26 protein-coding genes are annotated in these 26,256 nt (G+C 70.6%); 8 read left to right on the top strand and 18 right to left on the bottom strand.

The features are described from left to right. Positions 1 to 222: 222 nt before the first annotated feature. Positions 223 to 642 (top strand): HNH endonuclease family protein, encoded by a 420-nt coding sequence (locus tag IG78_RS0123770; RefSeq protein ID WP_030566496.1) that lies wholly within the window; start codon positions 223 to 225, stop codon positions 640 to 642. Between the two features lie 73 nt (positions 643 to 715). On the opposite strand, the gene IG78_RS42600 is transcribed toward IG78_RS0123770, so the two are convergent. Both IG78_RS42600 and IG78_RS0123780 read right to left on the bottom strand, forming a co-directional pair. Next, a complete protein-coding gene (locus IG78_RS42600; RefSeq protein WP_030566498.1) occupies positions 716 to 1,297 on the bottom strand; it encodes a DUF6262 family protein in 582 nt (193 codons plus the stop codon). Then, positions 1,294 to 1,500 (bottom strand): hypothetical protein, encoded by a 207-nt coding sequence (locus IG78_RS0123780; RefSeq protein ID WP_030566500.1) that lies wholly within the window; start codon positions 1,498 to 1,500, stop codon positions 1,294 to 1,296. The genes IG78_RS42600 and IG78_RS0123780 overlap by 4 nt, the downstream gene beginning before the upstream one ends. Positions 1,501 to 2,729: 1,229 nt before the next feature. On the opposite strand from IG78_RS0123780, the gene IG78_RS50620 reads away from it, so the two are divergent. The 4 genes from IG78_RS50620 (at position 2,730) to IG78_RS0123805 (ending at position 5,373) form a co-directional block, all read left to right on the top strand. Continuing rightward, a complete protein-coding gene (locus IG78_RS50620) occupies positions 2,730 to 2,891 on the top strand; it encodes a hypothetical protein (RefSeq protein ID WP_159398263.1) in 162 nt (53 codons plus the stop codon). 440 nt (positions 2,892 to 3,331) lie between these two features. Then, positions 3,332 to 3,616, top strand: coding sequence for a DNA-binding protein (locus IG78_RS0123790; protein WP_157855863.1), 285 nt, complete (start codon positions 3,332 to 3,334; stop codon positions 3,614 to 3,616). A gap of 88 nt (positions 3,617 to 3,704) precedes the next feature. Continuing rightward, positions 3,705 to 3,866, top strand: coding sequence for a hypothetical protein (locus IG78_RS49395; protein ID WP_157855864.1), 162 nt, complete (start codon positions 3,705 to 3,707; stop codon positions 3,864 to 3,866). Positions 3,867 to 5,040: 1,174 nt separating this feature from the next. After that, positions 5,041 to 5,373: an anti-sigma factor antagonist gene (locus IG78_RS0123805; protein ID WP_249926135.1), complete on the top strand. Its 333-nt coding sequence runs from the start codon at positions 5,041 to 5,043 to the stop codon at positions 5,371 to 5,373. 17 nt (positions 5,374 to 5,390) lie between these two features. Here IG78_RS0123805 and IG78_RS44260 read toward each other — a convergent pair whose 3' ends face one another. From IG78_RS44260 to IG78_RS0123830, 5 genes are all read right to left on the bottom strand, one after another. Continuing rightward, positions 5,391 to 6,203: a hypothetical protein gene (locus tag IG78_RS44260; RefSeq protein WP_051852901.1), complete on the bottom strand. Its 813-nt coding sequence runs from the start codon at positions 6,201 to 6,203 to the stop codon at positions 5,391 to 5,393. 112 nt (positions 6,204 to 6,315) lie between these two features. Continuing rightward, the gene (locus IG78_RS0123815) at positions 6,316 to 7,245 is read right to left on the bottom strand and encodes a carbohydrate ABC transporter permease (RefSeq protein ID WP_051852902.1); all 930 of its coding nucleotides are present in this window, start codon (positions 7,243 to 7,245) and stop codon (positions 6,316 to 6,318) included. Then, the gene (locus tag IG78_RS0123820; RefSeq protein ID WP_030566512.1) at positions 7,242 to 8,156 is read right to left on the bottom strand and encodes a carbohydrate ABC transporter permease; all 915 of its coding nucleotides are present in this window, start codon (positions 8,154 to 8,156) and stop codon (positions 7,242 to 7,244) included. Before IG78_RS0123820 ends, IG78_RS0123815 begins: the two co-directional genes overlap by 4 nt. A gap of 18 nt (positions 8,157 to 8,174) precedes the next feature. Next, positions 8,175 to 9,440 carry an ABC transporter substrate-binding protein gene (locus IG78_RS0123825; RefSeq protein WP_030566514.1) on the bottom strand — a complete coding sequence of 422 codons (1,266 nt, stop codon included), beginning with the start codon at positions 9,438 to 9,440 and terminating at the stop codon, positions 8,175 to 8,177. A 199-nt stretch (positions 9,441 to 9,639) separates the two neighbouring features. After that, positions 9,640 to 10,611 (bottom strand): ROK family protein, encoded by a 972-nt coding sequence (locus tag IG78_RS0123830; RefSeq protein ID WP_030566515.1) that lies wholly within the window; start codon positions 10,609 to 10,611, stop codon positions 9,640 to 9,642. Between the two features lie 555 nt (positions 10,612 to 11,166). Between IG78_RS0123830 and IG78_RS0123835 the strand changes: the two genes are divergently transcribed. Then, positions 11,167 to 12,153, top strand: a complete 987-nt coding sequence (locus IG78_RS0123835; RefSeq protein WP_225882203.1) for a LacI family DNA-binding transcriptional regulator — start codon at positions 11,167 to 11,169, stop codon at positions 12,151 to 12,153. A gap of 90 nt (positions 12,154 to 12,243) precedes the next feature. Here IG78_RS0123835 and IG78_RS52750 read toward each other — a convergent pair whose 3' ends face one another. From IG78_RS52750 to IG78_RS0123850, 3 genes are all read right to left on the bottom strand, one after another. Continuing rightward, complete coding sequence (locus tag IG78_RS52750; RefSeq protein ID WP_430739059.1) at positions 12,244 to 13,854, bottom strand: GNAT family N-acetyltransferase; 1,611 nt, start codon at positions 13,852 to 13,854, stop codon at positions 12,244 to 12,246. A 111-nt stretch (positions 13,855 to 13,965) separates the two neighbouring features. Then, positions 13,966 to 15,876, bottom strand: coding sequence for a serine/threonine-protein kinase (locus IG78_RS0123845; protein ID WP_030566522.1), 1,911 nt, complete (start codon positions 15,874 to 15,876; stop codon positions 13,966 to 13,968). Positions 15,877 to 15,983: 107 nt separating this feature from the next. Then, positions 15,984 to 17,282, bottom strand: a complete 1,299-nt coding sequence (locus IG78_RS0123850) for a DUF6986 family protein (protein WP_030566524.1) — start codon at positions 17,280 to 17,282, stop codon at positions 15,984 to 15,986. Between the two features lie 285 nt (positions 17,283 to 17,567). Between IG78_RS0123850 and IG78_RS0123855 the strand changes: the two genes are divergently transcribed. Continuing rightward, positions 17,568 to 18,473, top strand: coding sequence for an endonuclease/exonuclease/phosphatase family protein (locus IG78_RS0123855; RefSeq protein ID WP_030566525.1), 906 nt, complete (start codon positions 17,568 to 17,570; stop codon positions 18,471 to 18,473). Between the two features lie 129 nt (positions 18,474 to 18,602). Here the strand turns inward: IG78_RS0123855 and IG78_RS0123860 are convergent, their stop codons facing one another. The 4 genes from IG78_RS0123860 to IG78_RS0123875 form a co-directional block, all read right to left on the bottom strand. Continuing rightward, complete coding sequence (locus tag IG78_RS0123860; protein ID WP_030566527.1) at positions 18,603 to 19,565, bottom strand: electron transfer flavoprotein subunit alpha/FixB family protein; 963 nt, start codon at positions 19,563 to 19,565, stop codon at positions 18,603 to 18,605. A gap of 101 nt (positions 19,566 to 19,666) precedes the next feature. Further along, entirely contained in the window at positions 19,667 to 20,455 is a 789-nt protein-coding gene (locus tag IG78_RS0123865) for an electron transfer flavoprotein subunit beta/FixA family protein (protein ID WP_078965466.1), read from the bottom strand. Between the two features lie 230 nt (positions 20,456 to 20,685). After that, positions 20,686 to 21,192: a flavin reductase family protein gene (locus IG78_RS0123870; protein WP_030566531.1), complete on the bottom strand. Its 507-nt coding sequence runs from the start codon at positions 21,190 to 21,192 to the stop codon at positions 20,686 to 20,688. A gap of 317 nt (positions 21,193 to 21,509) precedes the next feature. Continuing rightward, positions 21,510 to 21,899, bottom strand: a complete 390-nt coding sequence (locus IG78_RS0123875) for a TlpA family protein disulfide reductase (RefSeq protein ID WP_078965468.1) — start codon at positions 21,897 to 21,899, stop codon at positions 21,510 to 21,512. A gap of 193 nt (positions 21,900 to 22,092) precedes the next feature. On the opposite strand from IG78_RS0123875, the gene IG78_RS0123880 reads away from it, so the two are divergent. Next, entirely contained in the window at positions 22,093 to 22,821 is a 729-nt protein-coding gene (locus IG78_RS0123880) for a lysophospholipid acyltransferase family protein (RefSeq protein WP_030566535.1), read from the top strand. 130 nt (positions 22,822 to 22,951) lie between these two features. Here the strand turns inward: IG78_RS0123880 and IG78_RS0123885 are convergent, their stop codons facing one another. The 4 genes from IG78_RS0123885 to IG78_RS0123900 all read right to left on the bottom strand — a co-directional run bounded on the left by IG78_RS0123885 (position 22,952) and on the right by IG78_RS0123900 (position 26,249). Then, positions 22,952 to 23,641, bottom strand: a complete 690-nt coding sequence (locus IG78_RS0123885) for a B3/B4 domain-containing protein (protein WP_030566537.1) — start codon at positions 23,639 to 23,641, stop codon at positions 22,952 to 22,954. A 68-nt stretch (positions 23,642 to 23,709) separates the two neighbouring features. Further along, positions 23,710 to 24,315 (bottom strand): transglutaminase domain-containing protein, encoded by a 606-nt coding sequence (locus tag IG78_RS0123890; protein WP_030566538.1) that lies wholly within the window; start codon positions 24,313 to 24,315, stop codon positions 23,710 to 23,712. 126 nt (positions 24,316 to 24,441) lie between these two features. Continuing rightward, positions 24,442 to 25,512, bottom strand: a complete 1,071-nt coding sequence (locus tag IG78_RS0123895; RefSeq protein WP_030566540.1) for a threonine aldolase family protein — start codon at positions 25,510 to 25,512, stop codon at positions 24,442 to 24,444. Next, positions 25,509 to 26,249 (bottom strand): SDR family NAD(P)-dependent oxidoreductase, encoded by a 741-nt coding sequence (locus tag IG78_RS0123900; RefSeq protein ID WP_030566542.1) that lies wholly within the window; start codon positions 26,247 to 26,249, stop codon positions 25,509 to 25,511. Before IG78_RS0123900 ends, IG78_RS0123895 begins: the two co-directional genes overlap by 4 nt. Between the last annotated feature and the right edge of the window lie 7 nt (positions 26,250 to 26,256).

The raw sequence follows: 26,256 nt of genomic DNA on the forward strand, positions 1-26,256 counted from the left end.
CCATCGCGCACCTCACCTATGACGGTCCAGAGCCCGTGATCGACGAACTACTCGCCCTGTCTCGTTGATCCCACGCGAGTATCAGTTCACGACTATGAATGCAGGGGGCGTACCATTCCGTTCCTCTTGTTCCTGAGACACTCACGACGGCAACATAAGATGACGATCAGTGAGACACAGGAAAGTGCAGCCATAAGCAGGGAAGTCATCCTGGAGGAGGCCGTGACCGCTCCGGAGGTGGGTCCCGGATGCTCCCTCGCCGGCGGAAGTTGGTTCTCGTTCTATGACTACGTGACGACGCAGGACTCCGCTGGTCTGGACGTCGACCACATGGTTCCGCTGGCCGAGGCCTGGGACAGCGGGGCCTCGGCCTGGACGGCGGCAGAGCGTCAGGCGTATGCGAACGATCTGGACGACCCGCGAAGCCTGATCGCGGTCACCGCGAGGTCGAACCGGCAGAAGGCGGACAAGGACCCCGCGGACTGGCTGCCCGTCGCGGGCTATGTCTGCGCCTATGTCACCGATTGGGCGACGGTGAAGACCCGCTGGGGCCTGACGTCCGACGCCCGGGAGAAGGGTGTCCTGGCCGAGCCCGTCTCCTCCTGCGCCGACGAGCCGATCACGGTCACGCTCGCCCGCTGATCAGAACGGATCCATCGGCTCTGGGGGTGTTCCCCGATATGGGAACGCCCCCAGAGCAAGAAGGATCAGCAGGTCAGGGGACTGCGCGTATCGCCTTCCGGAGCGCGAGCCGGAGCGAGGCGACGTTCCCCTCCGCCTCCCGGTGTTGCTCGGCGAGCCTGTCGGCCCGGGTTCTCGCTTCGGTGAGGTCGGTGGCGAGGGCCCGGTTGTCGTGTTCCAGATCCCGGATCCGGCTGACCAGATCGGCTCGGGCCGCGTAGTCGATTTCCGCGCCGAGGGCGAGCTGGACCCGGCGCTTGAGCGCGTCACGCTCCCGCTTGAGATCCTGGATCTCCTCGCGGGCAAGCGCGAGGTCGGTGTGGAGACTGGCCGGGGTCGTCCGCTCGGGACGGGGTGCTGACGCCGCTTCCGTTCCGTGATGGGCCTGGTCGTTCATCGCGCGGCGGATCACCGCTTCGACCGCGGGCTTGTTGTAGACGAACCAGGTGGACACGCCCGCTTCCCGGGCGACCCGGGCGAAGGAGACTCGCCGTCCGGTTCGGAGCAGGTCCCGGACAACGGTCTGTGTCCGGGTGGTCTTGGCCGCACTGTCCGCTTGCCGGGCCTGGCGCAATCGGGCCACACGTGCGTCGCGGGACGATGCGGTTGCGCTCATACCCCGCTCCTGATCTTCAGGCTCTCCAGCGAGACGAACGCGGCAACCGACCTGGCCTTGCGCAGTTCCCGGGCCGCTTCCTCGACAGCTGTCCTCTCGTGTTCGGGCAGATGGTCCAGTGTGTTCCGCATCTGGCCCAGTGACTTGTCGTAGCCGGCGATCTGGTCGTCGAAGTTGCGGATGACCCAGTCGGCGGCGCCCATCGCCAGTCTGGGTCGGAGACTGTCGCGGCACGGGCCATCGAGCAGAGCGGCGCCTTGAAACATTCGACGATCGAGTGGGGCAGAGGCGTCATAGGCATGTCGCACACGATGACGACAGTCCAGCCACGATTGACCCGGGCCCGAGTGGCGACCGCCCACCAGGCAAGTAGCAGCGCGCATTGGACAGCGATAGACCTGATTGACTAGTTGATACACGAGTAGATAAGCTTTTCAGGTAAGCCCTGATAGATGAACCAGGGAGCCGCTACTCGCGAGAACTTGACATGCATCGGGAACCGACTCGACATCATCGCCATGACAGAGCGTCAGCAGTGCAACGCCAAGACCATCACGCCAGCCCGCGCGAGACGCAGGATCTCCGGATACCCAAACTGGCGATCCTGCAGATCACGGATACACCACTGCCGCGTTCAGCCAGCAGCCACGACCTGACAGCCGCACACGCTCATAGCCAGACCCGCTGGACCCTGACGCGAAATAATCTGGAGTATCCAATTGCGCAAAGAAACTACCGATTTACCGGAATCGCAGTACAGTGCCGCACGCATCGAGCTACGTGGGGCGGAACGGGGAGCATCACAGACGCATCGAAGGCATTGGGCTTCTCACGGGCGACGGGCTATGCACTGGTTCGGCGGGGCGAGTTCCCGTGCCGGGTACTCAGGGTTGGCCGCTCGACTCGCGTCGTCACCGCGTTCTTGCTACGCGTGCTTGATAGTAGAGAGCCGGAGTACAACCCTGCCCGCACCGAATGCCACACGACGTCGTAGCCGTTGCTCGACGAAGCCTCGCCGCCGCGTACTAACGGGGCCTTCGTTGTCTCGCTCTCTCACTGATCTATGACGGGAGCAAGCCGTGTGTGCCTGACCAGGCGGAAGGCCTCCAGAGCAGTAGGAATCGCGGCTTATCGTAGGCGCTTCAAGAGGCCTGCTGAAATAGGCCAGTCAAGGGGGCGCATGCCGCAAAAAACACCGTCGCAGCGCGGTCACAAGGCAGCGATGGCCCGGCATCACGGGGCGCGCTCCTTGACCCCGATCCGCCAGATGTGGCCCTCGCGGGAAGGGGACGCATCGTGAGCCGTCCGCGGCGCCAGCCTGTCCGCGAGGAGATCCCGCCATACATCCGGACGATGACCCCGGACCGGTACCGGGATGCGGCGGCCAGCTACCTTGAGCGGCACTCAGGCGACTCTTTCTGGGCCGGCCGCTATGGCCGTATGGCGGGCGTTCCTGGTCGAGCGGCAAGCATGGCTGCGGGAGCACGGCGTACCGCGGCGCGTCGACGGCCGCGACCGGTTCGGCACGCCATGGCCGCCGGTGGCGTGGGTGCGATCGACGTTCGGCACGTCCGAGCCGCGGTGGCCGTCGTGAGCCGCCGCCGTCGCCGGTCGGCCGCCTCTCTGCCCGTGCGTCTGGTCCGGATCGACTGGCGGGAGTGGCGTCCGCCGACCCCCGCCAGTCGATCCGGATCCGTCCTTCGTCGAGTGGTACCTCGGCTTGCTCGACTACCAGGGCGCCAAGGATGCGTGGCTGGCGGGCCGCCCGGTACTGCTCCCCCGGAGCGTCCGTTGCCGGACCCGCTTTCGTAGACGGGAGTGCTCCCGCCGATCGACGGGACGGATATCCCCACGGTGACTTGCGGCCGGGCCTATCCGGCCTGCAGCGAACCCTCTTAATGCCATCTGACCTGGTGCTTCCTGATGACCACTAGGAGGTGCCCCCGTCCACGCCCTCCGCACTGCCCTCGGCGCTACCGACGAACGCCTCGCCCCTCGCCCCACCGAGGCCGGCCCCCACGAAGGGACATGATGATGGCCACCAGGGCCTACGACAATTACGGGATCCCCATCGCCCCCTCCGACCCCGACCAGGAGTACATGACGGTCCAGGAGACCGCCTACGTCCTGAAGTGCAGCGTCTCGTGGCTGCGTCGCCTGTTGGTGAAGCAGCCGGACCTGTGCGGTCGGAACGGCTCCCGCGGGCGGATTATCACCGACCGCAAGCAGCGCACCGCGATTCACGCCGTCCGCTCTGCGGGTGACCCGCGCACGGGCAAGTCCCGGCCGTCGTCCCGCCGACGCCCCGCGACGACCTGATCCATCCCTGAGCGGGCCGAGGGGCCGCCCGACTTTGCCCGTCTGGCGACCCCTGGCTTAGGCACCTCACCAATCCGAGAGGTCACCGATGACCCACCACGCTACCGTCCCGCCGCCCGTGGAGCGGCCCCCGACGATCCCGCTACTGCTGGCCGCGGTCTACCGCAGCGCGGCGCGGCTGCTCACGCAGGCCGGCCACCGCCAGACCTTCATGGACACCGCGTGCGCCCGCCCGCGCCGGGGGCGCTGACGATCGTGGACGCCCTGCGCGCCGCCGCGGCCGCCATCCTCGCCGCCGGGCCCCAGCCCCACGAGGACCGGACCATGCCCCAGCTCGGCGACTACGCGATCTACCGGTTCGCCCAGCGCCTGCAGACCCAGGGCAGGACGGTCCGTTCTGGATCGACTCCGCTTCCCTCGAGGAGCACATCACCGCCTGGGGCGACCTGTCGTGCCGGACGGCCGAGTCGGTCGTCGCGCAGCTCGAGGCCGCCACCGACGCCAGTGAGAGGTCAGTATGAGCACCCACACGAGCGAGACCGACAAGGCCCGGGGGCCCGGGAGTTGGCGGCGGCGGCCGAGTACGGGGCGCTGCCGCTGCCCGTGGGCCACCCGCCGCAGCCCAGCACGGAGCAGCCCGTACCGGACCCGTCGACGATGGCCGCGCACCGGCCCGCGGTGGACGCGCTGGTGGACCTGGTTGGCATGTTCGGCCACCTCCCCATCGCTTACGTGGCCATGCACACCCTGGCGGACCGACCACCTGTCGCGCGACACATCCGCGCCATGCGACAGGTCGGCGCGTTACACATGGCGACCAGGGCGGGGGGCATGTCCGCCTCCCCGAATGGAGCCCCCGTCCTGGTTCGCACGGAACAGCCTCCACGTGGAGCATTCAGTGGGGGCTGTCGTCGTCCCATGGGGAACGAATGGGGAATCGATCTTGCCAAGCGAGGCTAACTCAAGCCAATCAAGGCTAAGTCAGGCTAGCCGCACCGATCGCTATCCCCTGATAGCGCCTTGACCTGCATCAACGCGGAGCAGAGCGGTGATCCAGACGATCACGGTTCCCCCTCTTCTGTTGGCCCCCAGTGGCTTGCCCGCAACACACTGCCACGGAAACCAGCCGCTGATGAGAGCGACAATCCGCGCAGCGAACGGCCGATCCCCCTGTCAAGGGCCTACCGTCAACTTCCGCCTATCGAGTGTCATCCTCCCTCGTGAATCGTTCCCGCACTCCGCGCCCCCTCGGCGCCCGATACGGTGATCCGCCAGGCACCCCGGCCCCTGGTGACCTCCTCGTTCCGGTTGCTTCACGGCACCCGCCCCCGGCCGCGCTCGGGCTGGGACTTGCTCTGGGGGGATTAGTGCATCAGGACGAACTGAGCTATTTCACACCCGACACCCCGGAATTCCCACCTCGCGTGTACGAGGTCGGGGACGCCACCGTCATCGAGCTGCGCGGCGAGATCGACCTCGTGGCGTCCCAGCAGACGACGCCGCTCATCGACGCGGTGACCGCGGGACCCACCCGGACCCTCGTGCTCGATCTGTCCCGCACGACGTTCATCGACTGCTCGGGCCTCGCCCTGCTCATGCGGGCCAGGCGCCGCCTCGACGCCAGAGACGCCCGCCTGGGCGTGGTGTGCACGGACCGGATGTCCCTGCGCGTGATGGGCATCACCGGCCTGAAGGCGACGCTGTCACCGGTGGCGTCGGTACGCGAGGCCCTGACCGGCGCGGAACCCGACCCCTGACGCTCCGCCCCGCTGTGTCAGTCGCCGTCACTCTGCCGGTCGCCGTCGTCGTGCCGGGTGGTCGGTTGTTCCGGTGGCTTGTTGTGGTCGTCCGCGGGCGCCGCGCGGTCGTCGACGGTGATGTGTACGGGCCTGCTGTCGGGGTGGAATGTGGTGGTGAGGGAGCGCACGGTGGTGGCGATGCGCTCATGCAAGTGGTGGGCGATGGCCGCGGTGCCGGGGTCGACGGTTGGGGCGTACTGGACGCCGTGGAGGCTGGTGAGGGCGGCGACGAGGCTGCGGCCTGACACGTCGACGGTGACGATGCCGCCGGTTTCCCCGACGGCGCCGGGGATGTGGAAGTGCTTGTCCTGGCCTGCGTGCTCCACCAGGAAGGCCCAGGTGTCCCGGTGGACCCGGAGCGTGGCGGCCGAGATGCCCGCGGCTCTGCGGAGCAGGTCCTGGTGCTCGGTCTCGTCCATCTCGCGGGCGGGCGGCGTGGTGGCGAGTGGCTCCTCCGGCTTCGGCTCCGGCTTGGGTTCGCCGGGCGTGGCCAGCGGGTCCGCGGCGGGCCGGCTGCGGTGCAGGCCGTTGATCGAGGCGCGCAGGCCCACCAGCTCGGTGCTGACGTGGACCAACGGGTCGCGAAGGCTGTCGGCGCTGCGGTTGAGGCCATCGCGGACGACGGAGCGGATCTCGGCGAGGCCGGAGTTGATGGCGGCGTTGGCGTCCTGCCGGGCCTGGTCGACGGCGTACTGCTGGTGGTCGACCTGCTGGCGCAGCTCGCCCAGCTCTTGCAGGATCTGACGGAGCAGGTCCTCATGGCCTGACCCTTTGCTAAAAATCGGCACATAGCCCCCTACGACCGTTAGTGGGGCAAGCGTGACGAGACGGCGACCGCCTCGGCAAGCATGCGATCCGGCCAGGGCCCCCAAGCCTCGCCTGCCACCACCGGCGGGGCCCTCACCCCTTGTTGGACCCCAGGGTCAGCCCCGCGACGAAGTGCCGTTGCAGCAGCAGGAAGACCAGGATCGTGGGCAGGGCCACCAGGACCGAGCCTGCGGCAAGCAAGTTGTAGTCGGTGAGGAATTGACCGCGGAGGTTGTTGAGGGACGAGGTGATGGGAAGTTTGTCGGGGCTGGAGATGAAGATCAGGGCCCAGAGGAAGTCGTTGTAGATCCAGGTGAATTCGAGGGTGGCGAGGGCCGCGATCGCGGGACGGCACAGCGGCAGCGTGATGCGCCAGAACCGGGTCCAGACGCCCGCCCCGTCGACGATCGCCGCCTCCAGGATCTCCTTCGGCAGGGTGCGCATGAAGTTCGCCAGGACGAAGACGCAGAAGCCCACCTGGAAGCCGATGTTGACGAGGATCAACGCCCAGTACGAGTCGTAGAGAGACATCGAGTCGGACATCCACCACGGCAGGTCGACGTTCAGGAACAGGACGTACAGCGGGGTGACGAGGGTCTGCGGCGGCAGGAGGTTGCCCGCGGTGAAGAACACAAGGAGAGCCAAGCCGCCGCGGATGTCGACGCGGGCGACGGCGAACGCGACGAAGGCCGCGAGGAACAGGGTGACGAGCACCGCGGGCACGGCGATGATCAGCGTGTTCGCGAAGTACTTGCCCATATCGGATGCGGTGTAGGCCTCGCGGTAGTAGTCGAACGACAGCTTCTTCGGGAACGAGAAGTAGCCGTGCTCAGCCGTCTCCTCGTACGGGCGCAGGCTGGCGTAGACGGCGAGCAGCAGCGGTGCGAGGAACGCCAGGGACACCGCGGACAGGAAGATGTGCACGCCGTAGCGGCCGCGGCGGGAGGCACGGGCGGAGCCGGATCTCCGTGCCGAGGGGGCGGGTTCGCCGGTGCGGGCGGGGACGCGGATGGCTGCGCTCATTTCCCGCGTGCTCCTCTCAGCTCCTGGACCAGGAACGTCACGACGAAGACCAGGGAGACACCGAGCAGTACGACGGCGATGGCCGAGCCGAACCCGATCCGGCCGGCCTCGCCGACGATGTTGTCGGTGATGAGCACGGAGAGCAGTTCCAGGCCGTTGCGGCCCTTGTTCACCGCGTACACGATGTCGAAGGCCCGCAGCGCCTCGATCACGGTGATGACACCGACGATGACGTTCACGGGCCGCAGGGTGGGAAACGTGACGCGGAAGAACGTCTGGCGTTCGTTGGCGCCGTCGATGGCCGCGGCCTCCTTCAGGGCGGGGTCCACGGCCTTGAGTCCTGCCAGGTAGAGGATCATGACGTAGCCGGTGTGCCGCCAGCTCGCGGCCAGCATCATCATCCACAGGTTGATGTCGGAGTCCCCGAGCCAGTCGACGGGATCGTTCCGGTTGTCCAGGATCGTGTTGACGACGCCCTGGTCGGTGCCGAGGAGCAACTGCGCCATGAAGCCGACGATGGCGAGGGAAAGCACCACCGGCAGGTACAGAACGGACTGGTAGAAGCGGCTGAAGCGGACGCCACGGTCGATGAGGACGGCCAGGAAGAGACCGAACGGCGTGGCGGCCAGGCCGAGGAAGGCGACCCACAGCAGGTTGTGGCGGACGGCAGGCCAGAACGCGGGATAGTCCTCGACCAGGTGCTCGTAGTTGTCGCCGCCCGCCCAGTGGATGTCGCCGATGCCGTCCCAGGACGTGAAGGAGAGCCCGACGGAGGCCAGGGCGGGACCCCAGACGATGACGACGTCCAGCAGGACGGGGATGCCGAGGAGCACGCCGAGCACGACGACGTCGCGGCGGGTGAAGCGCCGCGTCCCCCGCCCTCCGGCGCGCCGGGCGGTTCGCTGCGGCACGGGTGCGGTCCTTCCGGCTCAGCTCGCGGACTCGAAGATGTTCTTCTTCTGGCGTTCGATCCTGTTGACGAGCCCGTCGACGTCGTTCGGGTCGTCGATGAAGTCCTGGAGGGCCTTGATCATGACGGTCTGCGCGAAGTCAGGCCGGGTGTCGCGGTCGAGGAACTGCGAGATCTGCTCGGCACCGGAAACCAGTGCGGCGGACTTCTTCTGGAGCGGGCTGTACGCGGTGGTGTCGGCGCCCTCGTTGACCGCGACGTTGTTCGGGTCGCCCTTGAGGTAGACGTCCTCGGCCCGCGCGGTGCCGAGCCAGGCGAGGAGGTCCTTGGCGCCTTCCACGTTCCTGGACTTCTTGGCGACGAGGAATCCGTCGACAGGGGCTTCGACGGCGTCCTGCCCGAACTCCGGGGCGATTTCCGGGAACGCGAAGAAGTCGATGTCGTCACGCTCGTTCTCGGGGAACTGGCTGCCGGGGTGCGGCATACCGAGCACGGCCATGCCGGTCCTGCGCCGCTGGAGACCCTGCCCGGCTTCTTCCCAGGTCCGGCCGAGGGCGCCCTTCTGGTAGTACGGCATGAGTTCACGCCACAGGTCGAAGACCTTCTTGACCTTCCGGTCGGTCCACGCCTCCTCGCCCGCCATCAGGCTCTGGTGGAAGTCGTATCCGTTGAGGCGCAGATCGATGTAGTCGAAGGTGCCCATCGCGGGCCAGCCGTCCTTGTCGCAGAAGGCGACCGGCGTGCCGTCCTTCTTCATCCTCCTGGCAAGGGCGATGAACTGGTCCCAGGTCCTTGCCGGTTCATACCCCCGCTTCTCGAAGAGGCTCTTCCTGTGGAACACCGCCCACGGATAGTAGTAGTACGGCACGAAGTACTGCTTGCCGTCGTGCGTCGACTGGTCCTTGAGCGCCTTGGAGAATCCCTTGAAATCCCGCCAGACATCGCTGATCTCGGTCAGCAGTCCCTTTTCGGCGAAGTACCGCATGCGATATCCGGCGAACCACATGAAGACGTTGTCCGGCGAGCCCTGGAGATAGCGTGTGATGTTCTGCTGGAATTCGTTGTGCTCGGTGGTGTTGACCTTGACGCGTTTTCCGCTCTGCTTCTCGTACGCGTCGAAGGCCGCCGCGAACGCCTTCTTCGGTACGGCGTCCGACGCGTTGGAGCCCACGGTGACTTCGCCCTTGTCACCGCCGGGCCCGTCGCCGCAGGCGGTGAGCAGCGCGGGGAGGGTGACCGCTCCGGCGCCGAGGGCCGTACCGCGAAGGAGTTCGCGCCGGGACATCGGATGTCCGATGCGCACAGGCGGGGACGCCGGGCCGCCGCACGATGACTGCGCCATGTCCCCCCTCCGTATTCTGCGAGTACGGAGGAGCGTAACGACGCGTCACCTTCGCACCCGTACAACCCGCCGGAGAGTGGTCGGGTCGCTCGCTGCGGCCCTGCTCCGCTGATGGGCTTCAACGCCCGGCGCAGCCGAACCCTCAGCGGTTCACAGCCGGCCGCAGCCGCTCCACCGACGCCTCGGGCCATGCCCGCAGCGCTGCCGCCGCCGCACCCACAAGGCCCGCGTCGGTGCCCGTCAGGGCGGGGGCCACCGTCAGGTCGCGGACGAAGGAGAGCGTCGCGTAGTCCCGCAGGGCGCGGCGCAGTGGTGCGAACAGGGTCTCGCCGGCCCGGGCCACTCCCCCGCCGATCACCGCGATGTCGATCTCTACGAGCGTCGCCGTGGCGGCGATCCCCGCGGCGAGGGCCTGCGCCGCCCGCTCGAAGGAGGCGACGGCGACCGGATCTCCCGCGTGGGCCGCGCGCGCGACGGCGGCCGCGGACGTGTCGCCGTCGGGGCCGGGGCGCCAGCCCGCCTCGACGGCGCGCCGGGCGATGTTCGGGCCGCTCGCGATCCGCTCGACGCAACCCCGCGCCCCGCACGGGCACGGGTCACCGTCGAGGTCCACGCTGATGTGACCGATGTGGCCCGCGTTACCGGTGGGGCCGGGATGCAGCGAGCCGCCGAGGATCAGGCCGCCGCCGACACCGGTGGACACCACCATGCACAGCGCGTTGTCGTGACCGCGTGCGGCACCCTGCCAGTGCTCGGCCGCCGTCATCGCGACCCCGTCGCCGACCAGCTCGACAGGCCGCCCACCGGCCACCGCGCGCACCCGCTCGACCAGCGGATAGCCGCGCCAGCCAGGGACGTTGACGGGACTGACCGTGCCCGCGCCCGCGTCCACAGGACCCGCGCTGCCGATGCCGACGGCGCGGACGTGTCCCCACGGCTCGCCGGCCGTCAGCTCCCCGAGCACCTCTTCCACCGCGCGCATCACGGTGTCGCCGTCCTCACGCGCGGGCGTCGGCCGCTGGGCACGCAGCAGGATCCGGCCCTGGCCGTCCACCAGGGCTCCGGCGATCTTGGTGCCGCCGATGTCGAGTGCGGCGACGAGGTCCGTGGGCATCAGTGTCTGATCTCCTGGTGAAAGGGCAGGCCGGAGAGTGCGGTGCACAGTCTGGCGCACAGGCTCATGCGCACTCCGGTGTGCAGTCTCCCCCAGTCTCTCGCTTCTGACAACGTTGTCCAGACTCTATGCTCGACGACACATGCCCCGCACACGCAAGAACCCCCGTACAGAGGGCGCCGCGTACCGGTCGCCCGCGCGCGCCGCCCGCACAGCGCGCGCAACCGACCCCCGTACGCGGTCGCGCACCGGCTCCGAGCCATAGTGGACATCATCTGTGCGCCGTACACAGTGGAATCCGGAACTTCCTCGCGGGAACCGCACTTCGTTGCGCAGACTGAGACCCGCACGGGACCGGGACCCACCCCCTTCGCTGCGCACCCGGGCACCGGCATCAATGGACGACAGACCAGTGGACGACAGACAGGACAGCGCACCGTGGCAGAGACCGCCCGCACCCCCGTCTCCCGCCTCCGCACCGACGGGAGCCGCACGGACGGGAGCCGCACGGACGGCACCGCGGACTCCAAGAGCCGTTACGGCAACCGGCCGACCATGAAGGACGTCGCCGCCCGCGCGGGTGTGGGGCTCAAGACGGTCTCCCGCGTCGTGAACGGCGAAGCCGGTGTCACGCCCGACACCGAGCGCCGCGTCCAGGAGGCCATCGAGGCCCTCGGCTTCCGGCGGAACGACAGCGCGCGGGTGCTGCGCAAGGGCCGCACGGCGAGCATCGGTCTCGTACTCGAAGACCTGGCCGACCCGTTCTACGGGCCGCTGAGCCGGGCCGTCGAGGAGGTCGCCCGCGCGCACGGGGCGCTGCTCATCAACGGATCGAGCGCCGAGGACCCGGACCGGGAGCAGGAGTTGGTGCTCGCGCTGTGCGCGCGCCGCGTCGACGGGCTCGTGATCATCCCCGCCGCCGACGACCACCGCTATCTGGAGCCGGAGATCGCCGCCGGGGTCGCCACCGTGTTCGTCGACCGGCCGCCGGGGCGTATCGACGCCGATGTGGTCCTCTCCGACAGCTTCGGCGGCGCGAGGGGCGGTGTCGCGCACCTCATCGCGCACGGCCACCGCCGCATCGGCTTCATCGGCGACCAACCGCGCATCCACACCGCGATAGAGCGGCTGCGCGGCTATCGTGCGGCCATGGCGGACGCGGGGATCGAGGTCGACGAGTCCTGGGTGTCGCTCGGACCCACGGACCCCGAGCGGGTCCGGCGTGCCGCCGAGGCGATGCTGACCGGGGTCGCCCCCGTGACCGCTGTCTTCGCGGGCAACAACCGTGTGACGGTGACGGTGGTGCGTGTCATCGCCGCCCGCACCCGCCCCGTTGCCCTCGTCGGCTTCGACGACATCGAGCTTGCCGACCTGCTCAGCCCCGGCGTGACGGTGGTCGCGCAGGACGCGGCGCGACTGGGCCGTACCGCGGCGGAGCGGCTGTTCCGTCAGCTCGACGGCGCCTCGGGCGCCCCGGAGCTGATCGAGCTGCCCACGCGCCTGATCACGCGGGGGTCGGGGGAGCTGCCGCCCGCGGGGTGAGCGCCGACTGGGTCACCGCCCGGGTGTCCGCGGCTGCGTCACCTTCCGGGCGTCCGCGGCTGCGTCACCTCCCGGGCGTCCGCGGCAGCGTCACCTCCCGGGCGTCCGCGGCAGCGTCACCTCCCAGGTGTCCGCGGCAGCGTCACCTCCCGGGCGCAGCGTCACCTCCCAGGTGTCCGCGGCATAGTGCAGACCGAAGCCGTGGGAGGTGTACAGGCCCAGGGCGCCCGTCGCGTTCTCCGTGTCGACGCCGAGGCCGACGGTGTCGCGGCCCCGCGCCGCGTACACCGCGCAGGCGTGCCGCAGCAGATGTCCCGCGATGCCCCTGCCGCGGGCGGGCGCGCGGACGCCGAGGTTGCGGATCCAGGCCATGGTCGCGCGGTCGTCGCGGGTCAGGACGACGGCCACGTCACCCGCCCCCTCCAGTGCGGCGATCCAGACCAGTGACCAGTCCATCCCCGGGCCCAGGTCGTCGAGCCACTGCCGGTAACCGCGCGGCTGGTGGTCGTGGTGGGTGGCGAAGGTCTCCTCGACCAGGGCGTGCGCGCGGCGCCGGTCCGTCTCCGCCTCGCAGCTCCGCAGGGTCAGTCCGGGCGGCGGGACAGGCGCGGGGGCGGTTTCGGGCGCGAGTGGCCTGGTCAGTACGTGGTAGCGGCGGACGGTGTGCCAGCCGCGGGCGGTGAGCCTCGTCCGGTCGAGGGTGGGGCGGCTGTTGAGGGTGAGGTGGACGACGGCGCGGGCGGCACCGTTCTCACCCGCGCGTTCGGCTGCGCGCCTCTCGATGGCGGCGAGCAGCCGCTCCCCCGCGTCCTGGTGGCCGGGCAGGACGTAGTGGTCGGCGTCGATGCGCTCGGCGCCCGAGTCGTCCCACAGCAGCCCGTACGCGACGATCCTGCCGCCGTGGAACGCGAGCCAGGAGTTGCGGGCGAGGTCCGCCTCGGGGTGCACGAGGTCGGCCTGGACACTGCCCAGATCGGTCTCGGCACGCCCTATCTCCACCAGGTCGACGGCGTTGAGCAGGGCACAGATCGCGGCGGCGTCCTCCGGGCACGCGGCCCGCACGGTCAGTTCGTCGGTCGCGCCCGGCTCGCTCATCGCGCCCGGCTCGCTCATCGCGCCCGGCTTGCTCAGCGCGCCCGCGCAGTCCCTCGCGTCGGCGTCGCTCAGCACCTCCGGGGAGTCCCTGGCGACCGCATTGTGCGTCGCGTCGGCGTTGCTCAGCGCGCCCGCGCAGTTCCCCGCATCCGCGTCGCTCAGCGCCTCCCCGGAGTTCGTCGCGACCGCGCAGTTCCTCGCGTCCACGTCGTCCGTCGCATCGGCGTCGCTCAGCGCCTCCGCGTTGTCCGTCGCAGCGGCGTTGCTCGGCACGCCCGCGCAGTTCCTCGCGACCGTGTCGCTCAGCGCCTCCGCGGAGTTCGTCGCGACCGCGCAGTTCCTCGCATCCACGTTACCCAGCGCCCCCGCGAAGTTCCCCACGTCCGCGACGCCCGCCGCATCCGCGTCGCTCAACGCACCCGCGGAGCTCGTCGCAACCGCGACGCCGGTCGCACCCGCGTTGCTCAACGCCCCCGCGAAGTTCCCCACGTCCGCGACGCCCGCCGCATCCGCGTCGCTCAACGCACCCACCTTGCCCACCGCAACCGCGGAGTTCCGCGCGCCCGCCCTGTCCACCGCGGCCGCGGGATTCGTCGCGTCGTCCATCGCGTCAGGGTCCGCGCCCGGCGGTGGCCGTCGCAAGTGGATTTCGGCGGTGCGGGGGGGGGCGCGGCGTGCCGTGGCGTTGGGGCGCCGCGTGCGTGGAGACGGTGGTTCTCAGCAGACCGGCAGGCCCGGTAGCGGTTTGTCGTTGTCGCCGCCCTGGATGTAGACGTCGCTCACGAACACGTTCGTGTTGCCGCTGTCGTCGTCCGTCTTGGCCCACCAGACGTTCGTCCACTGGCCGTGGGTCTCGCGGCGGCCGAGATTCTGTTGGCAGTAGAAGTAGTTGGTGCCCGCCTGGAGGGTGCCCGCCTCCGTGCCCGATGCCGTGTACGACTTCGCGGTCTGCCACACCGAGCAGTTGTACTTGCCGCCGCCCGCCGGATGGCAGACGGGCTCCTGGCTGTCGCCCCCGGAACCGCCCTTGGCGGGGTCCCGGTCCTTGGGGCGGGTGGCGGGCTTGTCGGAGGAGTCCTTGCCGGACCCGTCGCGGCCGTCCGTCGATCCGTCGCCGCCGTCCTTCCCGCCCTTGCCCCGCTCGTCGTCCTTGCCGCCCTCGCCGCCCTTGTCCGGACGCGCGGAGTCCTTGGCGTCCTTGCCTGGCTTCGGCTTCTTGTCACCCAGGCCGGAGGGCTTGGAGTCGTCCGCCGGGCCCATCGCACCCCGGCTCGCGTCGGAGCCGGGCTCGGCCGGGCTCCCGGCCTCCTGTGCGTCCTGCGCCCGGTCCTTCTTGTCGTCCCCACCGGACAGTGCCGCCACCGTCACGCCCGTCGCGGCCAGGACCACGGCCACGGCCGCCGCGGCGAGCAGCGCCTTGCCCCTGCGCGGCCGGGCCGTACGCGCGGCACGCCGCCCCGAGGGTTCCGGAGCGGGCACCGGTATGGCCCCGCCGGGCGGCGGCCCGAACCCGGGCGGCGGCGCGGACGGCACATGCCGCACCGTGGGCTCGCGCTCCCCGGCCCGGACCCCGTCAGCCCCGTCAGCCCCGTCAGCCCCGTCAGCCCCGTCAGTCCCGTCAGTCCCGTCAGTCCCGTCCGCTCCGGCATCCACCGCCGCCGCTGCCACCGCAGAAACCGGCACCACCGCAAAATCCGGTGCCAGGACAGAATCCGGCGGCACCGCCGAAACCGCCCCCACCGCGGAAACCACCGCCTCCGCGGAACCCCCCACCCCCGAAGCCACCTGCTCAAGGAGCCGCCGCGCCCCCGCCGCGTCCGGCCGGGACAGCGGGTCCTTGTCCATGAGCATGCGAAGGACGGGCATGAGCGGCCCCGCGCGGAGCGGTACGGGCAGCGGCTCGACCACGATCGCGGTGAGCGTGGACCACGTCGACGTGCGGCGGAACGGCGAGGCGCCCTCCACGGCCGCGTACAGCGTCGCGCCGAGCGCCCAGACGTCCGAGGCGGGCCCGGGCTCCTGGCCCTGGGCGCGCTCGGGCGCCAGGTAGTCCAGGGAGCCGACGAGTTCACCGCTGCGCGTGAGGTGCGTGGCCGAGCCGTCGCCGGGGTCCTCCATGGTGGCGATGCCGAAGTCGGTGAGGACGACTCGGCCACCGGTCTCCAGGAGGATGTTGCCGGGCTTCACGTCACGGTGCAGGACACCGACGCGGTGGGCTGCGGCAAGGGCCTCCATGACCTGGGCGCCGACGGCCGCGGCCGCGCACGGGTCCAGTGTGCCGCGTTCGCGCAGCACGTCGTCCAGGGACGGCCCTTCGACCAGCTCCATCACGATCAGCGGCCGTCCTTCGACCTCCGCCACGTCGTGCACGGCGACGACTCCGGGGTGGCGCACGCGGGCCGCCGCACGGGCCTCGCGCCGCATCCGCAGGCGCAGATCGGCCAGCTCGGGACCTTCGGCGTCCGTGTAGGTGCGCAGTTCCTTGACCGCGACCTCACGGTGCAGCACCTCGTCGACGGCGCGCCACACCACGCCCATGCCGCCGCGCCCTAGTTGCGCGACGACGCGATAGCGCCCGGCGAGGAGCCGGCCGACCCCGTCCCTGTGTTCCTGTTCCCCCGAAGACACCGCTGCCCCGTCCCTGTGATGCCGTCACTCTCGTGTTGTGGCGTACAGGGTACGGGGCAGCCGTGACAGCGGAAGCCCGAGGTGCGGGCGCCCTGGTTACGGCCGGGTCACTTCCCGCCGGGGGTCAGGTCGCCCCGGCGCGGGCCCGCGTACACCTGGAGACCGGCGAGGGTGAGACCGGTCAGGCGGGTGACCTCGGCGGTGTCGAGGGCGCCGCAGTCCAGGCCGCGCAGCAGATACCCGGCGAGGGCCTTAGCGGTGGCGGGCTCGTCCGCGATGTCGCCGCCGGTCCGGTTGGCGTAGGCGGCGAGACGGGCCGCGGCCTGGGCGAAGCCCTCGCGGTAGAAGGCGAAGACGGCGGCGTAGCGGGTCGGGATGTGCCCGGGGTGCATGTCCCAGCCCTGGTAGTAGGCGCGGGCGAGGGCGCGTCGGGTCAGGCCGTAGTGCAGCCGCCAGGCGTCGTGGACCTTCGCGGTGGGCCCGACGGGCAGCACGTTCGTGGAGCCGTCGGACACGCGCACGCCGGTGCCCGCGGCGGCGACCTGCATGACCGCCTTGGCGTGGTCGGCGGCGGGGTGGTCGCTGGCCTGGTACGCGGCGGAGACGCCGAGGCAGGCGCTGTAGTCGAAGGTGCCGTAGTGCAGGCCGGTCGCGCGGCCCTCGGCGGCGTCGATCATGCGGGCCACGGCCGCGGTGCCGTCGGCGGCGAGGATGGCCTGACTGGTCTCGATCTGGATCTCGAAGCCGATCCGCCCCGCGGTGAGCCCGCGCGCCTTCTCGAACTCCTCCAGGAGCCGGGCCATGGCGGTGACCTGCTCGGCGTACGTCACCTTGGGGAGCGTGAGGACGAGCCCGTCGGGCAGGCCGCCCGCGTCCATCAGGCCGGACAGGAAGACGTCGAGGGTGCGGATGCCTCGGTCGCGTACCGCCGCCTCCATGCACTTCATGCGGATGCCCATGTACGGGGCGGCCGTGCCGTTCGCGTACGCCGCGGAGATCAGGCGCGCCGCGCGGGCGGCGTGGGCGTCCTCGTCGGCGTCGGTGCGCCCGCCGTAGCCGTCCTCGAAGTCGACGCGCAGGTCCTCCACGGGCTCGCGCTCCAGCTTGGCGCGCACGCGCGCGTACACGGGCTCGGCGAGTTCGTCGGCGAGGCCGAGCACGGCGGCGAAGGACGCGGCGTCCGGGGCGTGCTCGTCGAGCGCGGCGAGCGCCTGGTCGCCCCAGTCGCGGAGGGTGTCGGCGGCGAACTGCTCGCCGGGCACGTACACGGTGTGCACGGGCTGGCGGGTGCCGGGGTCTCCGGGGTAGCGGCGTTCGAGCTGCGCGTCGACCGGTGCGAGCGAGGCGCTGATGCCTTCGCTGACCGCACCCACGAGGCTCGTGGACACCTTCTCCTGCTGACCCATCCGTGCACCCTCCACCGTCGTTTCCGCTTTCCGGAATCATGAATCCGTATGGTGAAGTTATCCGTGCGCCTTCCCACTGGTCAACACCTTCTCGCGTGCCGGACCCCGCGTGTTCACGCGTGTCTCAGCTACCGCCTCCACACTCCGGTGGGCACACTCCACAGCGAGCGGGGTCCCACCGGGCCACGGACCGGATCCCGCACGGACCCCGCCCGGCTCCGCCCGAGAGACGATCCTGGCCACACCGCGATCCTGGCCACACCGCGACCGACCGAAGGAGACCGCGTGCCGACCGACACCCGAGTGACCCGCCGCTCCGGCCTGCAGACCGCGGCGGCCGCGGCGGCCGCCGTCACGGTCCCGCTGCTCGCCACCGCCCTCGCGGCCACGCCCGCCCACGCGTCCCAGCGTCCTGGCCGTCGCCTCGAGGTGATGTCCTTCAACCTCCGCTACGCCGGCGCGACGCCGCCCAACACCTGGGCCGACCGCAGGCCCGTGACGCGGGAACTCCTTCGGCGGGCACGGCCGCACGTGGTGGGCTCCCAGGAGGGCCTGTACGGGCAGGTCCTCGACATCGCCGAGGACCTGGGCAAGGACTACGACTGGGTCGGCACGGGCCGCGCGGGCGGCAGCCGCGACGAGTTCATGACGGTGTTCTACGACCGGCGCAGGCTGACGCCCGTCGCCTACGACCACTTCTGGCTCTCGGACACGCCGGACGTGATCGGCTCCAACACCTGGGGCGGCGGCTCGATCCGCATGGTGACCTGGGTCCGCTTCCTCGACCGGCGCACGGACGACGAGTTCTACTTCCTCAACACCCATCTGGACAACCACAGCCAGTACGCACGCACGCGTGCCGCGCATCTGATCGCCGACCGCGTCACGGTCCTCGACCGGTCCCTTCCGCTGATCGTCACGGGGGACTTCAACGTCGCGGCCCACCGGAATCCGGTGTACGACACGATGCTGGGCGCCGGCCTCGTCGACACCTGGGACGCCGCGGACGAGCGCAGCAAGCAGTACGCGACGTTCCACGGCTACAAACCGCTGGTGCCCGACGGCGACCGCATCGACTGGATCCTCGTGACCCCCGAGGCACGGGTGCACGCCGCGGCGATCAACACGTTCTCGCTCGGCGGCCAGTTCCCGAGCGACCATCTGCCGGTGCAGGCCAGCCTCACGCTGTGAACGTACAGCCGCACGCTGTGAACGCACCGGGCCCCCGCCTCCGCACACGGCGGGAACGGGGGCCTTGACCGGCCGGGGCCGCGGGCGCCGGGAGAGCCGGAGAACCGGCACTGCCGCAGCCCGACGGGCTCAGCCCTTACGGGTCTTGACCTCTTCGGTGAGCTGCGGGACGACCTCGAAGAGGTCGCCGACCACGCCGTAGTCGACCAGGTCGAAGATCGGGGCCTCGGCGTCCTTGTTGACGGCCACGATGGTCTTCGAGGTCTGCATGCCGGCGCGGTGCTGGATCGCGCCGGAGATGCCGGAGGCGATGTAGAGCTGCGGCGACACGGACTTACCGGTCTGGCCGACCTGGTTGGAGTGCGGGTACCAGCCCGCGTCGACGGCGGCGCGGGAGGCGCCGACGGCGGCACCGAGCGAGTCGGCGAGGGCCTCGATGATCGCGAAGTTCTCGGCGCCGTTGACACCGCGGCCGCCGGAGACCACGATCGCGGCCTCGGTCAGCTCGGGGCGCCCGGTCGACTCGCGCGGGGTGCGCGAGGTGACCTTGGTGCCGGTGGCCTGCGCCGAGAAGGACACGGACAGGGCCTCGACCGCACCCGCGGCCGGGGCGGCCTCGACCGGGGCCGAGTTGGGCTTCACGGTGATGACCGGGGTGCCCTTGCTGATCCGGGACTTGGTGGTGAACGCGGCCGCGAACACGGACTGCGTCGCCACCGGGCCCTCGGCACCGGCCTCCAGGTCGATGGCGTCGGTGATGATGCCGGACTCGATGCGGACCGCGAGGCGCGCCGCGATCTCCTTGCCCTCGGCGGACGACGGCACGAGCACCGCGGCCGGGGACACGGCGGCGTGCGCGGCCTGCAGCGCGTCCACCTTCGGTACGACCAGGTAGTCGGCGAACTCGGGGGCGTCGGCGGTGAGGACCTTGACCGCGCCGTGCTCGGCGAGCGTGGCGGCGGTGGCCTCGGCACCGGCGCCGAGGGCGACGGCTACGGGCTCGCCGATACGGCGGGCCAGCGTGAGCAGCTCCAGGGTGGGCTTGCGGACGGCGCCGTCGACGTGGTCGACGTAGACGAGAACTTCAGCCATGGGACTTCAATCTCCTGCGGGTACGAAAGATCGCCAATGAAGGACGTGCGGTGGGCGGGGTGCTCGAAGCCCGGAAGGGCTTCTGGCCCGCGCGGCAGCGGCTAGATGAACTTCTGCTCCGCGAGGTAGGCCGCGAGCTGCTTGCCGCCCTCGCCCTCGTCCTTGACGATCGTGCCCGCGGTGCGCGCGGGACGCTCGGATGCGGACTCGACCTTGGTCCAGGCGCCTTCGAGGCCGACGGTCTCTGCGTCGATGTCCAGGTCGTCCAGGTCGAGCGACTTCACCGGCTTCTTCTTGGCGGCCATGATGCCCTTGAAGGACGGGTAACGGGCCTCGCCCGACTGGTCCGTCACGGACACGACGGCGGGCAGGGACGCCTCCAACTGCTCCGACGCGCTGTCGCCGTCGCGGCGGCCCTTGACGACACCGCCGGCCACGGAGACCTCGGAGAGCAGCGTGACCTGCGGAACGCCCAGGCGCTCGGCGAGGATCGCGGGCAGCACGCCCATGACGCCGTCCGTCGAGGCCATACCGGCGATGACCAGGTCGTACCCGGTCTCCTCGACGGCCTTGGCGAGAACCAGCGAGGTGCCCATGACGTCCGTGCCGTGCAGGTCGTCGTCCTCGACGTGGACGGCCTTGTCGGCGCCCATCGAAAGGGCCTTGCGCAGCGCGTCCTTGGCGTCCTCGGGGCCGACGGTGAGGACCGTGATCTCGGCGTCGTCGTCCGCCGCTTCCTTGATCTGCAGGGCCTGCTCGACCGCGTACTCGTCGAGCTCCGAGAGCAGACCGTCCACGTCGTCGCGGTCGACGGTCAGGTCCTCGGCGAAGTGCCGGTCGCCGGTGGCGTCGGGCACGTACTTCACACAGACAACGATCCTCAAGCTCACGCCGGCTCTCCTACTGCATCGTCATTACTGGGCTGCTGCCTTGGCAACGGCTACTGCCTTCCTGCAGGCAGCATATGCGCCTCAAGCGGCGGATCCCGGTCGGGGCGACCGCCGCTCCCACCGGAATATTACTCATGAGTACACCCAGTACTTTCCCGCTGAGCAAGCGCTTTGAACTGTGACCTTCGCAACGCTCCGTAACCGTGCGCACCCGCCGTCACCGACGTGGTTCAGTCGCGCAGCGCGTTGAAACGCCCCTGGTGGTAGAGGAGCGGGCGGCCCGCCCCCGCGGGGTCACCGACGACGGCCTCGGCGAGCACCACCCGGTGGTCACCGGCGGGCACCCGCGCCACGGTCCGGCACACCAGCCACGCGAGCACACCGTGCAGCACGGGCACTCCGTGCGGTCCTTCGAACCAGCGCGTGGGGGCGCCGAAGCGGTCGGCGCCGCTGCGCGCGAAGGTGGCGGCGAGGCCCTCCTGGTGTTCGCCGAGGATGTGCACGCCGACGTGTTCCGCGCGGGAGACCACGGGCCAGCTCGAGGCGCCGGTGCCGATGCCGAACGAGATCATCGGCGGCTCCGCGGAGACCGACGCGAGCGAGGTGGCGGTGAAGCCGACGGGGTCCTGGCCCCGGGCGGTGATCACGGCGACTCCGGCCGCGTGCTGCCGGAAGACGGAGCGCAGCAGGTCCGGTCCTGCGAGCTGAGGGGTGGAGAGATCGGGCGTGGCCGTCATGGAGTTGTGTCCTTCTGCGGGAGGTACGAGCGGGTACGTGGCTGCTCAGCGCCGACAACAGCGCGCGCTGGCATGGCGCGCGAGGTCCACGTGGACACGCTCGTGGAGAAGGAGCTCCGGGGGCATGTCAGCAGGCTGACGACAGGTGCCATGTGCAGTCAAGTGCGTACCGGGATGTGAAAGATCCATCACGCACGCGGGGGCGCCGTGCGGCATCGCTGCGCCGTACGGCATCGAGGCGCGGTTCGGCACCGGGGCGCGGGGCGCCGCGGAGGCGAAAGTGAGCACACGGGCACGTGTCACCGCCGGTACGCGGTTCAAACCGCCGCCCCCAGTGCCGCGATCACATCGGCCTTGCGGGGCTGTCCCGCCGCGCGCCGCACGACACGCCCGGCGGCGTCGAGCACGAGGACCGTCGGCGTGCTGTCGACGCGCAGCGCGCGGACGAGGTCGAGGGCGCCCTCCGCGTCGATCTCCACGTGCGCTACGCCGGGGACCATGGCGGCGACGTCCGCGAGGACCCGCCGCGTGGCCCGGCAGGGCTGACAGAACGCGCTGGAGAACTGCACGAGGGTGGCCTTCGCGCCAAGCTCCGCCCCGAGTTCACTCGCTCCGAGCCGTTCCCCGCTCACTCCTGACACGCCCCTCCCACCTTTCACCGCTCCCCGCGGGAGCGTCGAGCCGCCCCTGGCCCCGGGGCACCGCATACGTCTTTACTTGGAGCACCCGCACCGGCGGAAAGATTCCGACGTGACGAGAATCTCCTGAGATACGGGCACCACCGCTGGTTCGCCGCTCGTTCTTGGGGCACGATCTGGCGAAGCCGTAGACCTTACGGCTCCGTAACTTAGCTTTGTGCCAGGCCGCTCCTCTGGCAGAGACGAAGGGCCCTCCCCACCCATGGCAGAACTCGTCTACCGTCCGGTCATCGGCGCCGCCAAGACCCTCTTCAAGGCTCTGGACCTGAAGATCGACTGCAAGGGTTCCGAGAACATTCCGCGTTCGGGCGGGGCAGTCCTGGTCAGTAATCACATCAGCTACCTGGACTTCGTCTTCGACGGCCTCGCGGCACTGCCCCAGAAGCGCCTGGTGCGTTTCATGGCCAAGGAGTCGGTGTTCCGCCACAAGATCTCGGGCCCCCTGATGCGGGGCATGAAGCACATCCCGGTGGACCGCGAGCAGGGCGAGAAGGCCTACGCCCACGCCCTTGAGTCGCTGCGCTCCGGCGAGATCATCGGCGTCTTCCCCGAAGCGACGATCTCGCAGTCGTTCACGCTGAAGTCCTTCAAGTCGGGCGCCGCGCGCCTCGCCCAGGAAGCCGGTGTCCCGCTGATCCCGATGGCGCTGTGGGGCACCCAGCGGCTGTGGACCAAGGGACACCCGCGCAACTTCAGGCGGCAGCACATCCCGGTCACGATCCGCGTCGGCGAGGGCATCGAGGCGCCGAAGGACCAGTACGCGGGCGCGATCACCCGCCGGCTGCGCGAGCGCTGCCAGGAGCTCCTGGAGGCCGCCCAGCGCGCCTACCCCGTACGCCCCAAGGGCACGGAGGACACCTGGTGGATGCCCGCGCACCTCGGCGGCACGGCACCGACTCCGGCCGAGGTCCGCGCGATCGAGGCGGGCTGAGCCGCCCGGCCCTGACCGGCTCGGCGGGCCGGGGCTCGGGTCCGGGCCAGGTTCGGCCCGCCCGGGGCCCGGGCCGCGCTCGACCATCCGCGGCTCGGCCCCCGCTCGACCACCCGCGGCTCGGACCGGCTCACCCGACGGGCGGGTGCACGGTGATCCGCGCCCCGGGGCTGACCTTCGCGAGCAGTTCGGCGAGTTCGGCGCCCGCCGCTTCCAGGCCCGCCTCCGGGCCCATGCCCTCCAGGAGGAAGATCGCGTTCACGCTCTCCTCGGTGAGCCGGGTGCGGGGCCCCTGCCGCCAGTTCCAGCGGCGGCACGTCACGCCCTGCTCGTCGCACCAGACGACCTCACCGGGCTCGGGGTGCTCGACGGTCCGCTCCCCGGCCGCGGCGGTCACGAAGTCCTCGTCGCCGCTCGCGCGCACGAGCCGCATGCCGCCCTCGACGAGGTCCAGGTCCTCGCCGCCGACGGGTACGAGGCGGGCCACGCTGATCGCGTTGTAGACATCGACGAGCGCGTTGATCCGCGGCAGGCCCCCGTCCGTGAGCGCCCGCCTGGCCAGCGCCTCCGCGGAGTTGCGCGTGCGCGAGGGCTTGGCGCCGAAGGCCGTGTACGCGGCGCGCCAGGCGACCATGTGCGGGTCCTCGTGCGGGGCGCGCCCGTCGAGGCGGGCGGCGAGGCGGCGGGCTGCGTCGTCGAGCAGCGCCGAGGTGCCGTCCGTGCTGGGGCCGTTGACGAGGTCGTACGCCTCGATCGCGACATGGGAGAAGCCGGGCGCGAGCGTACGCACCTCGTCGGACACGGTGAGGGTGAGCGTCATGGCCTGCCTTGGTTCGCGGAATTCGACGGAAGTGCAGTATAGAGGACTAGTCAGTGCACTTCACTGAACTATACGGACGTGGGCAGGTCCTCGGGCAGTGTCTTCCACAGGTACGACCGGTCCGGGGCGCGCATGAGCGCGTCGAGGACCGCGGGGTGCGGTGCGGCGAACAGCGTCGCGTGGTCGGCCTCTCCGGCCGCGGTGTCCACGGGGAACGCGAGCCGCTCACCGGCCAGGGAGAACCGCGCGTCCACACCCGCCCTGTTGCCGCGGCAGTCCTGCCGGTGCCAGGCGCCGTCGAGACGCACGGCGACCAGGCCGTGCAGGACGAAGCCGCTGCCGTCGTCGTGCGTCAGGCGCTGATAGCACAGCGCCGTGGGGATGCCCTCGGCGCGAAGCAGCGCGGCGAGCGCGTGCGCCTTGGCGTGACAGATGCCGGTGCGCTGCGCGAGGACATCGGAGGCGCGCCAGGTGACCCGCATGTCACCGGCGTCCGCGGAGTGCGGGATGGTGTCGCGCACGAACTCGAAGGCGGCACGGGCGTATACGTATGTGTCGGCGGAGTCCGCGGCCAGTTGGGCCGCCGTGTCCCGTACCAGGGGATGTGTGTGGTCGATGACGTCGTCCGTGGCGAGATACGCCGAGAGGTCCGGGGTGTTCTGGATCAGCTCCATGGACGGCGAGCATAGGAATGCGGCCGATCGCCAGTCAATGACTTTTCGATCGGCCGCATACTCATGCAGCATGCCGGATACCGCGGTGCGGACGGTGGGGCGGCGCGGACGGTTCGGGCGGCGCGGCTAGCGCGCCATCTCTTCCTTCAGCGCCACCACGAAGGCGTCCACGTCGTCCTCGGTGGTGTCGAACGAGCACATCCAGCGGACGTCCCCGGCCGCCTCGTCCCAGAAGTAGAACCGGAAGCGCTTCTGCAGCCGCTCGCTGACGTCGTGCGGCAGGCGTGCGAAGACGGCGTTGGCCTGAACCGGGTAGAGGATCTCCACGCCGTGCACCGCGCGCACGCCCTCGGCGAGGCGCTGGGCCATCTCGTTGGCGTGCCGGGCGTTGCGCAGCCACAGGTCCTTGGCGAGCAGCGCCTCGAACTGCACGGAGACGAAGCGCATCTTGGAGGCGAGCTGCATGGACAGCTTGCGCAGGTGCTTCATGTGGCGCACCGCGTCGTGGTTCAGGACGATCACGGCCTCGCCGAACAGCGCGCCGTTCTTCGTCCCGCCGAGCGAGAGGATGTCGACGCCGACCGCGTTCGTGAACGTCCGCATGGGAACGTCCAGGGACGCGGCGGCGTTGGCTATCCGCGCGCCGTCGAGGTGCACCAGCATGCCGAGGCCGTGGGCGTGCTCGACGATGGCGCGAATCTCGTCCGGGGTGTAGAGCGTGCCGAGTTCGGTGTTCTGGGCGAGCGAGACGACCTGCGGCATCGCGCGGTGCTCGTCCTCCCAGCCGAACGCCTGCCGGTCGATCAGCTCGGGGGTGAGCTTGCCGTCGGGCGTCGGTACGGTGAGCAGCTTGATGCCCGCGACCTTCTCGGGTGCGCCGCCCTCGTCGACGTTGATGTGCGCGCTCTCCGCACAGATCACCGCGCCCCAGCGGTCGGTGACCGACTGCAGGGCGACGATGTTGGCGCCGGTGCCGTTGAAGACCGGGAAGGCCTCCGCGCCCGCGCCGAAGTGCCCGCGGATCACCTGCTGGAGGTGTGCGGTGTAGTCGTCCTCGCCGTAGGCGATCTGGTGGCCGCCGTTGGCGACGGCGAGCGCGGCGAGGACCTCCGGGTGCGCGCCGGCGTAGTTGTCGCTCGCGAAGCCGCGGGTCTGCGGGTCGTGGTGCCTGCGCGCGTCGGTCTTGGGCGGGTTCACGGCTTCTCGGTCAGCCACAGACGGTTTCCGTTCACTTCCTTGGCGGGCCGCTCCCAGACTCCGGCGATGGCCTCGGCCAGCTCCTTGACGTCGGTGAAGCCCGCGAACTTCGCGCTCGGCCGCTCCGCCCGCATCGCGTCGTGCACCAGCGCCTTCACCACCAGGATGGCAGCCGCAGCGCGCGGCCCCTCCTCGCCCCCGGCCTTGCGGAAGGCGTCGCCGAGCGCGAGCGTCCAGGCCTCCGCTGCCGCCTTGGCCGCCGCGTACGCCGCGTTGCCCGCGGTCGGCTTCGACGCGCCCGCGGCGCTGATCAGCAGGTACCGGCCGCGGTCGCTGCGCTGGAGGCCGTCCTGGAAGGCGAGCGAGGTGTGCTGGACGGTGCGGATCAGCAGGTTTTCCAGGACGTCCCAGTCGCCGAGGTCGGTCTTGGCGAAGGACGCGCTGCCGCGCCAGCCGCCCACGAGGTGCACCAGGCCGTCGATCCGGCCGAACTCCTTCTCCGTGCGGTCGGCCCAGGCGCGGGCCGCGTCCAGGTCGAGCAGGTCGACGGTGTCACCGGTGACGGTGGCGCCGCCGTGCGCGTACCGGGCGGCGTCCACGGCCTCCGCGAGGCGGGCGGCGTCGGCGTCGGACGCCACGACGGTCGCACCGGCCTCCGCCAGCCTGAGCAGCGTCGCACGGCCCGCGGGACCTGCGGCGCCGGCGACCGCGACTACGGCTCCGTCGAGTGCGGACATGGTCCTC

It is taken from the genome of Streptomyces aureocirculatus (assembly GCF_000720475.1).
GTDB lineage: Bacteria > Actinomycetota > Actinomycetes > Streptomycetales > Streptomycetaceae > Streptomyces > Streptomyces aureocirculatus.

Excerpts from the sequence above, each read along its gene's own strand:
- IG78_RS0123885 (WP_030566537.1), bottom strand. The coding sequence starts at position 23,641 with ATGACGCTCACCCTCACCGTGTCCGACGAGGTGCGTACGCTCGCGCCC.
- IG78_RS0123815 (WP_051852902.1), bottom strand. The coding sequence starts at position 7,245 with ATGAGCGCAGCCATCCGCGTCCCCGCCCGCACCGGCGAACCCGCCCCC.
- IG78_RS0123790 (WP_157855863.1), top strand. The coding sequence starts at position 3,332 with ATGGCCACCAGGGCCTACGACAATTACGGGATCCCCATCGCCCCCTCC.
- IG78_RS0123880 (WP_030566535.1), top strand. The coding sequence starts at position 22,093 with ATGGCAGAACTCGTCTACCGTCCGGTCATCGGCGCCGCCAAGACCCTC.
- IG78_RS0123835 (WP_225882203.1), top strand. The coding sequence starts at position 11,167 with ATGAAGGACGTCGCCGCCCGCGCGGGTGTGGGGCTCAAGACGGTCTCC.
- IG78_RS0123850 (WP_030566524.1), bottom strand. The coding sequence starts at position 17,282 with ATGGGTCAGCAGGAGAAGGTGTCCACGAGCCTCGTGGGTGCGGTCAGC.
- IG78_RS42600 (WP_030566498.1), bottom strand. The coding sequence starts at position 1,297 with ATGAGCGCAACCGCATCGTCCCGCGACGCACGTGTGGCCCGATTGCGC.
- IG78_RS0123825 (WP_030566514.1), bottom strand. The coding sequence starts at position 9,440 with ATGTCCCGGCGCGAACTCCTTCGCGGTACGGCCCTCGGCGCCGGAGCG.
- IG78_RS0123830 (WP_030566515.1), bottom strand. The coding sequence starts at position 10,611 with ATGCCCACGGACCTCGTCGCCGCACTCGACATCGGCGGCACCAAGATC.
- IG78_RS0123860 (WP_030566527.1), bottom strand. The coding sequence starts at position 19,565 with ATGGCTGAAGTTCTCGTCTACGTCGACCACGTCGACGGCGCCGTCCGC.
- IG78_RS0123900 (WP_030566542.1), bottom strand. The coding sequence starts at position 26,249 with ATGTCCGCACTCGACGGAGCCGTAGTCGCGGTCGCCGGCGCCGCAGGT.
- IG78_RS0123870 (WP_030566531.1), bottom strand. The coding sequence starts at position 21,192 with ATGACGGCCACGCCCGATCTCTCCACCCCTCAGCTCGCAGGACCGGAC.
- IG78_RS49395 (WP_157855864.1), top strand. The coding sequence starts at position 3,705 with ATGACCCACCACGCTACCGTCCCGCCGCCCGTGGAGCGGCCCCCGACG.
- IG78_RS0123780 (WP_030566500.1), bottom strand. The coding sequence starts at position 1,500 with ATGGGCGCCGCCGACTGGGTCATCCGCAACTTCGACGACCAGATCGCC.
- IG78_RS0123890 (WP_030566538.1), bottom strand. The coding sequence starts at position 24,315 with ATGGAGCTGATCCAGAACACCCCGGACCTCTCGGCGTATCTCGCCACG.
- IG78_RS52750 (WP_430739059.1), bottom strand. The coding sequence starts at position 13,854 with ATGGACGACGCGACGAATCCCGCGGCCGCGGTGGACAGGGCGGGCGCG.
- IG78_RS0123875 (WP_078965468.1), bottom strand. The coding sequence starts at position 21,899 with ATGCGGTGCCCCGGGGCCAGGGGCGGCTCGACGCTCCCGCGGGGAGCG.
- IG78_RS50620 (WP_159398263.1), top strand. The coding sequence starts at position 2,730 with ATGGCCGTATGGCGGGCGTTCCTGGTCGAGCGGCAAGCATGGCTGCGG.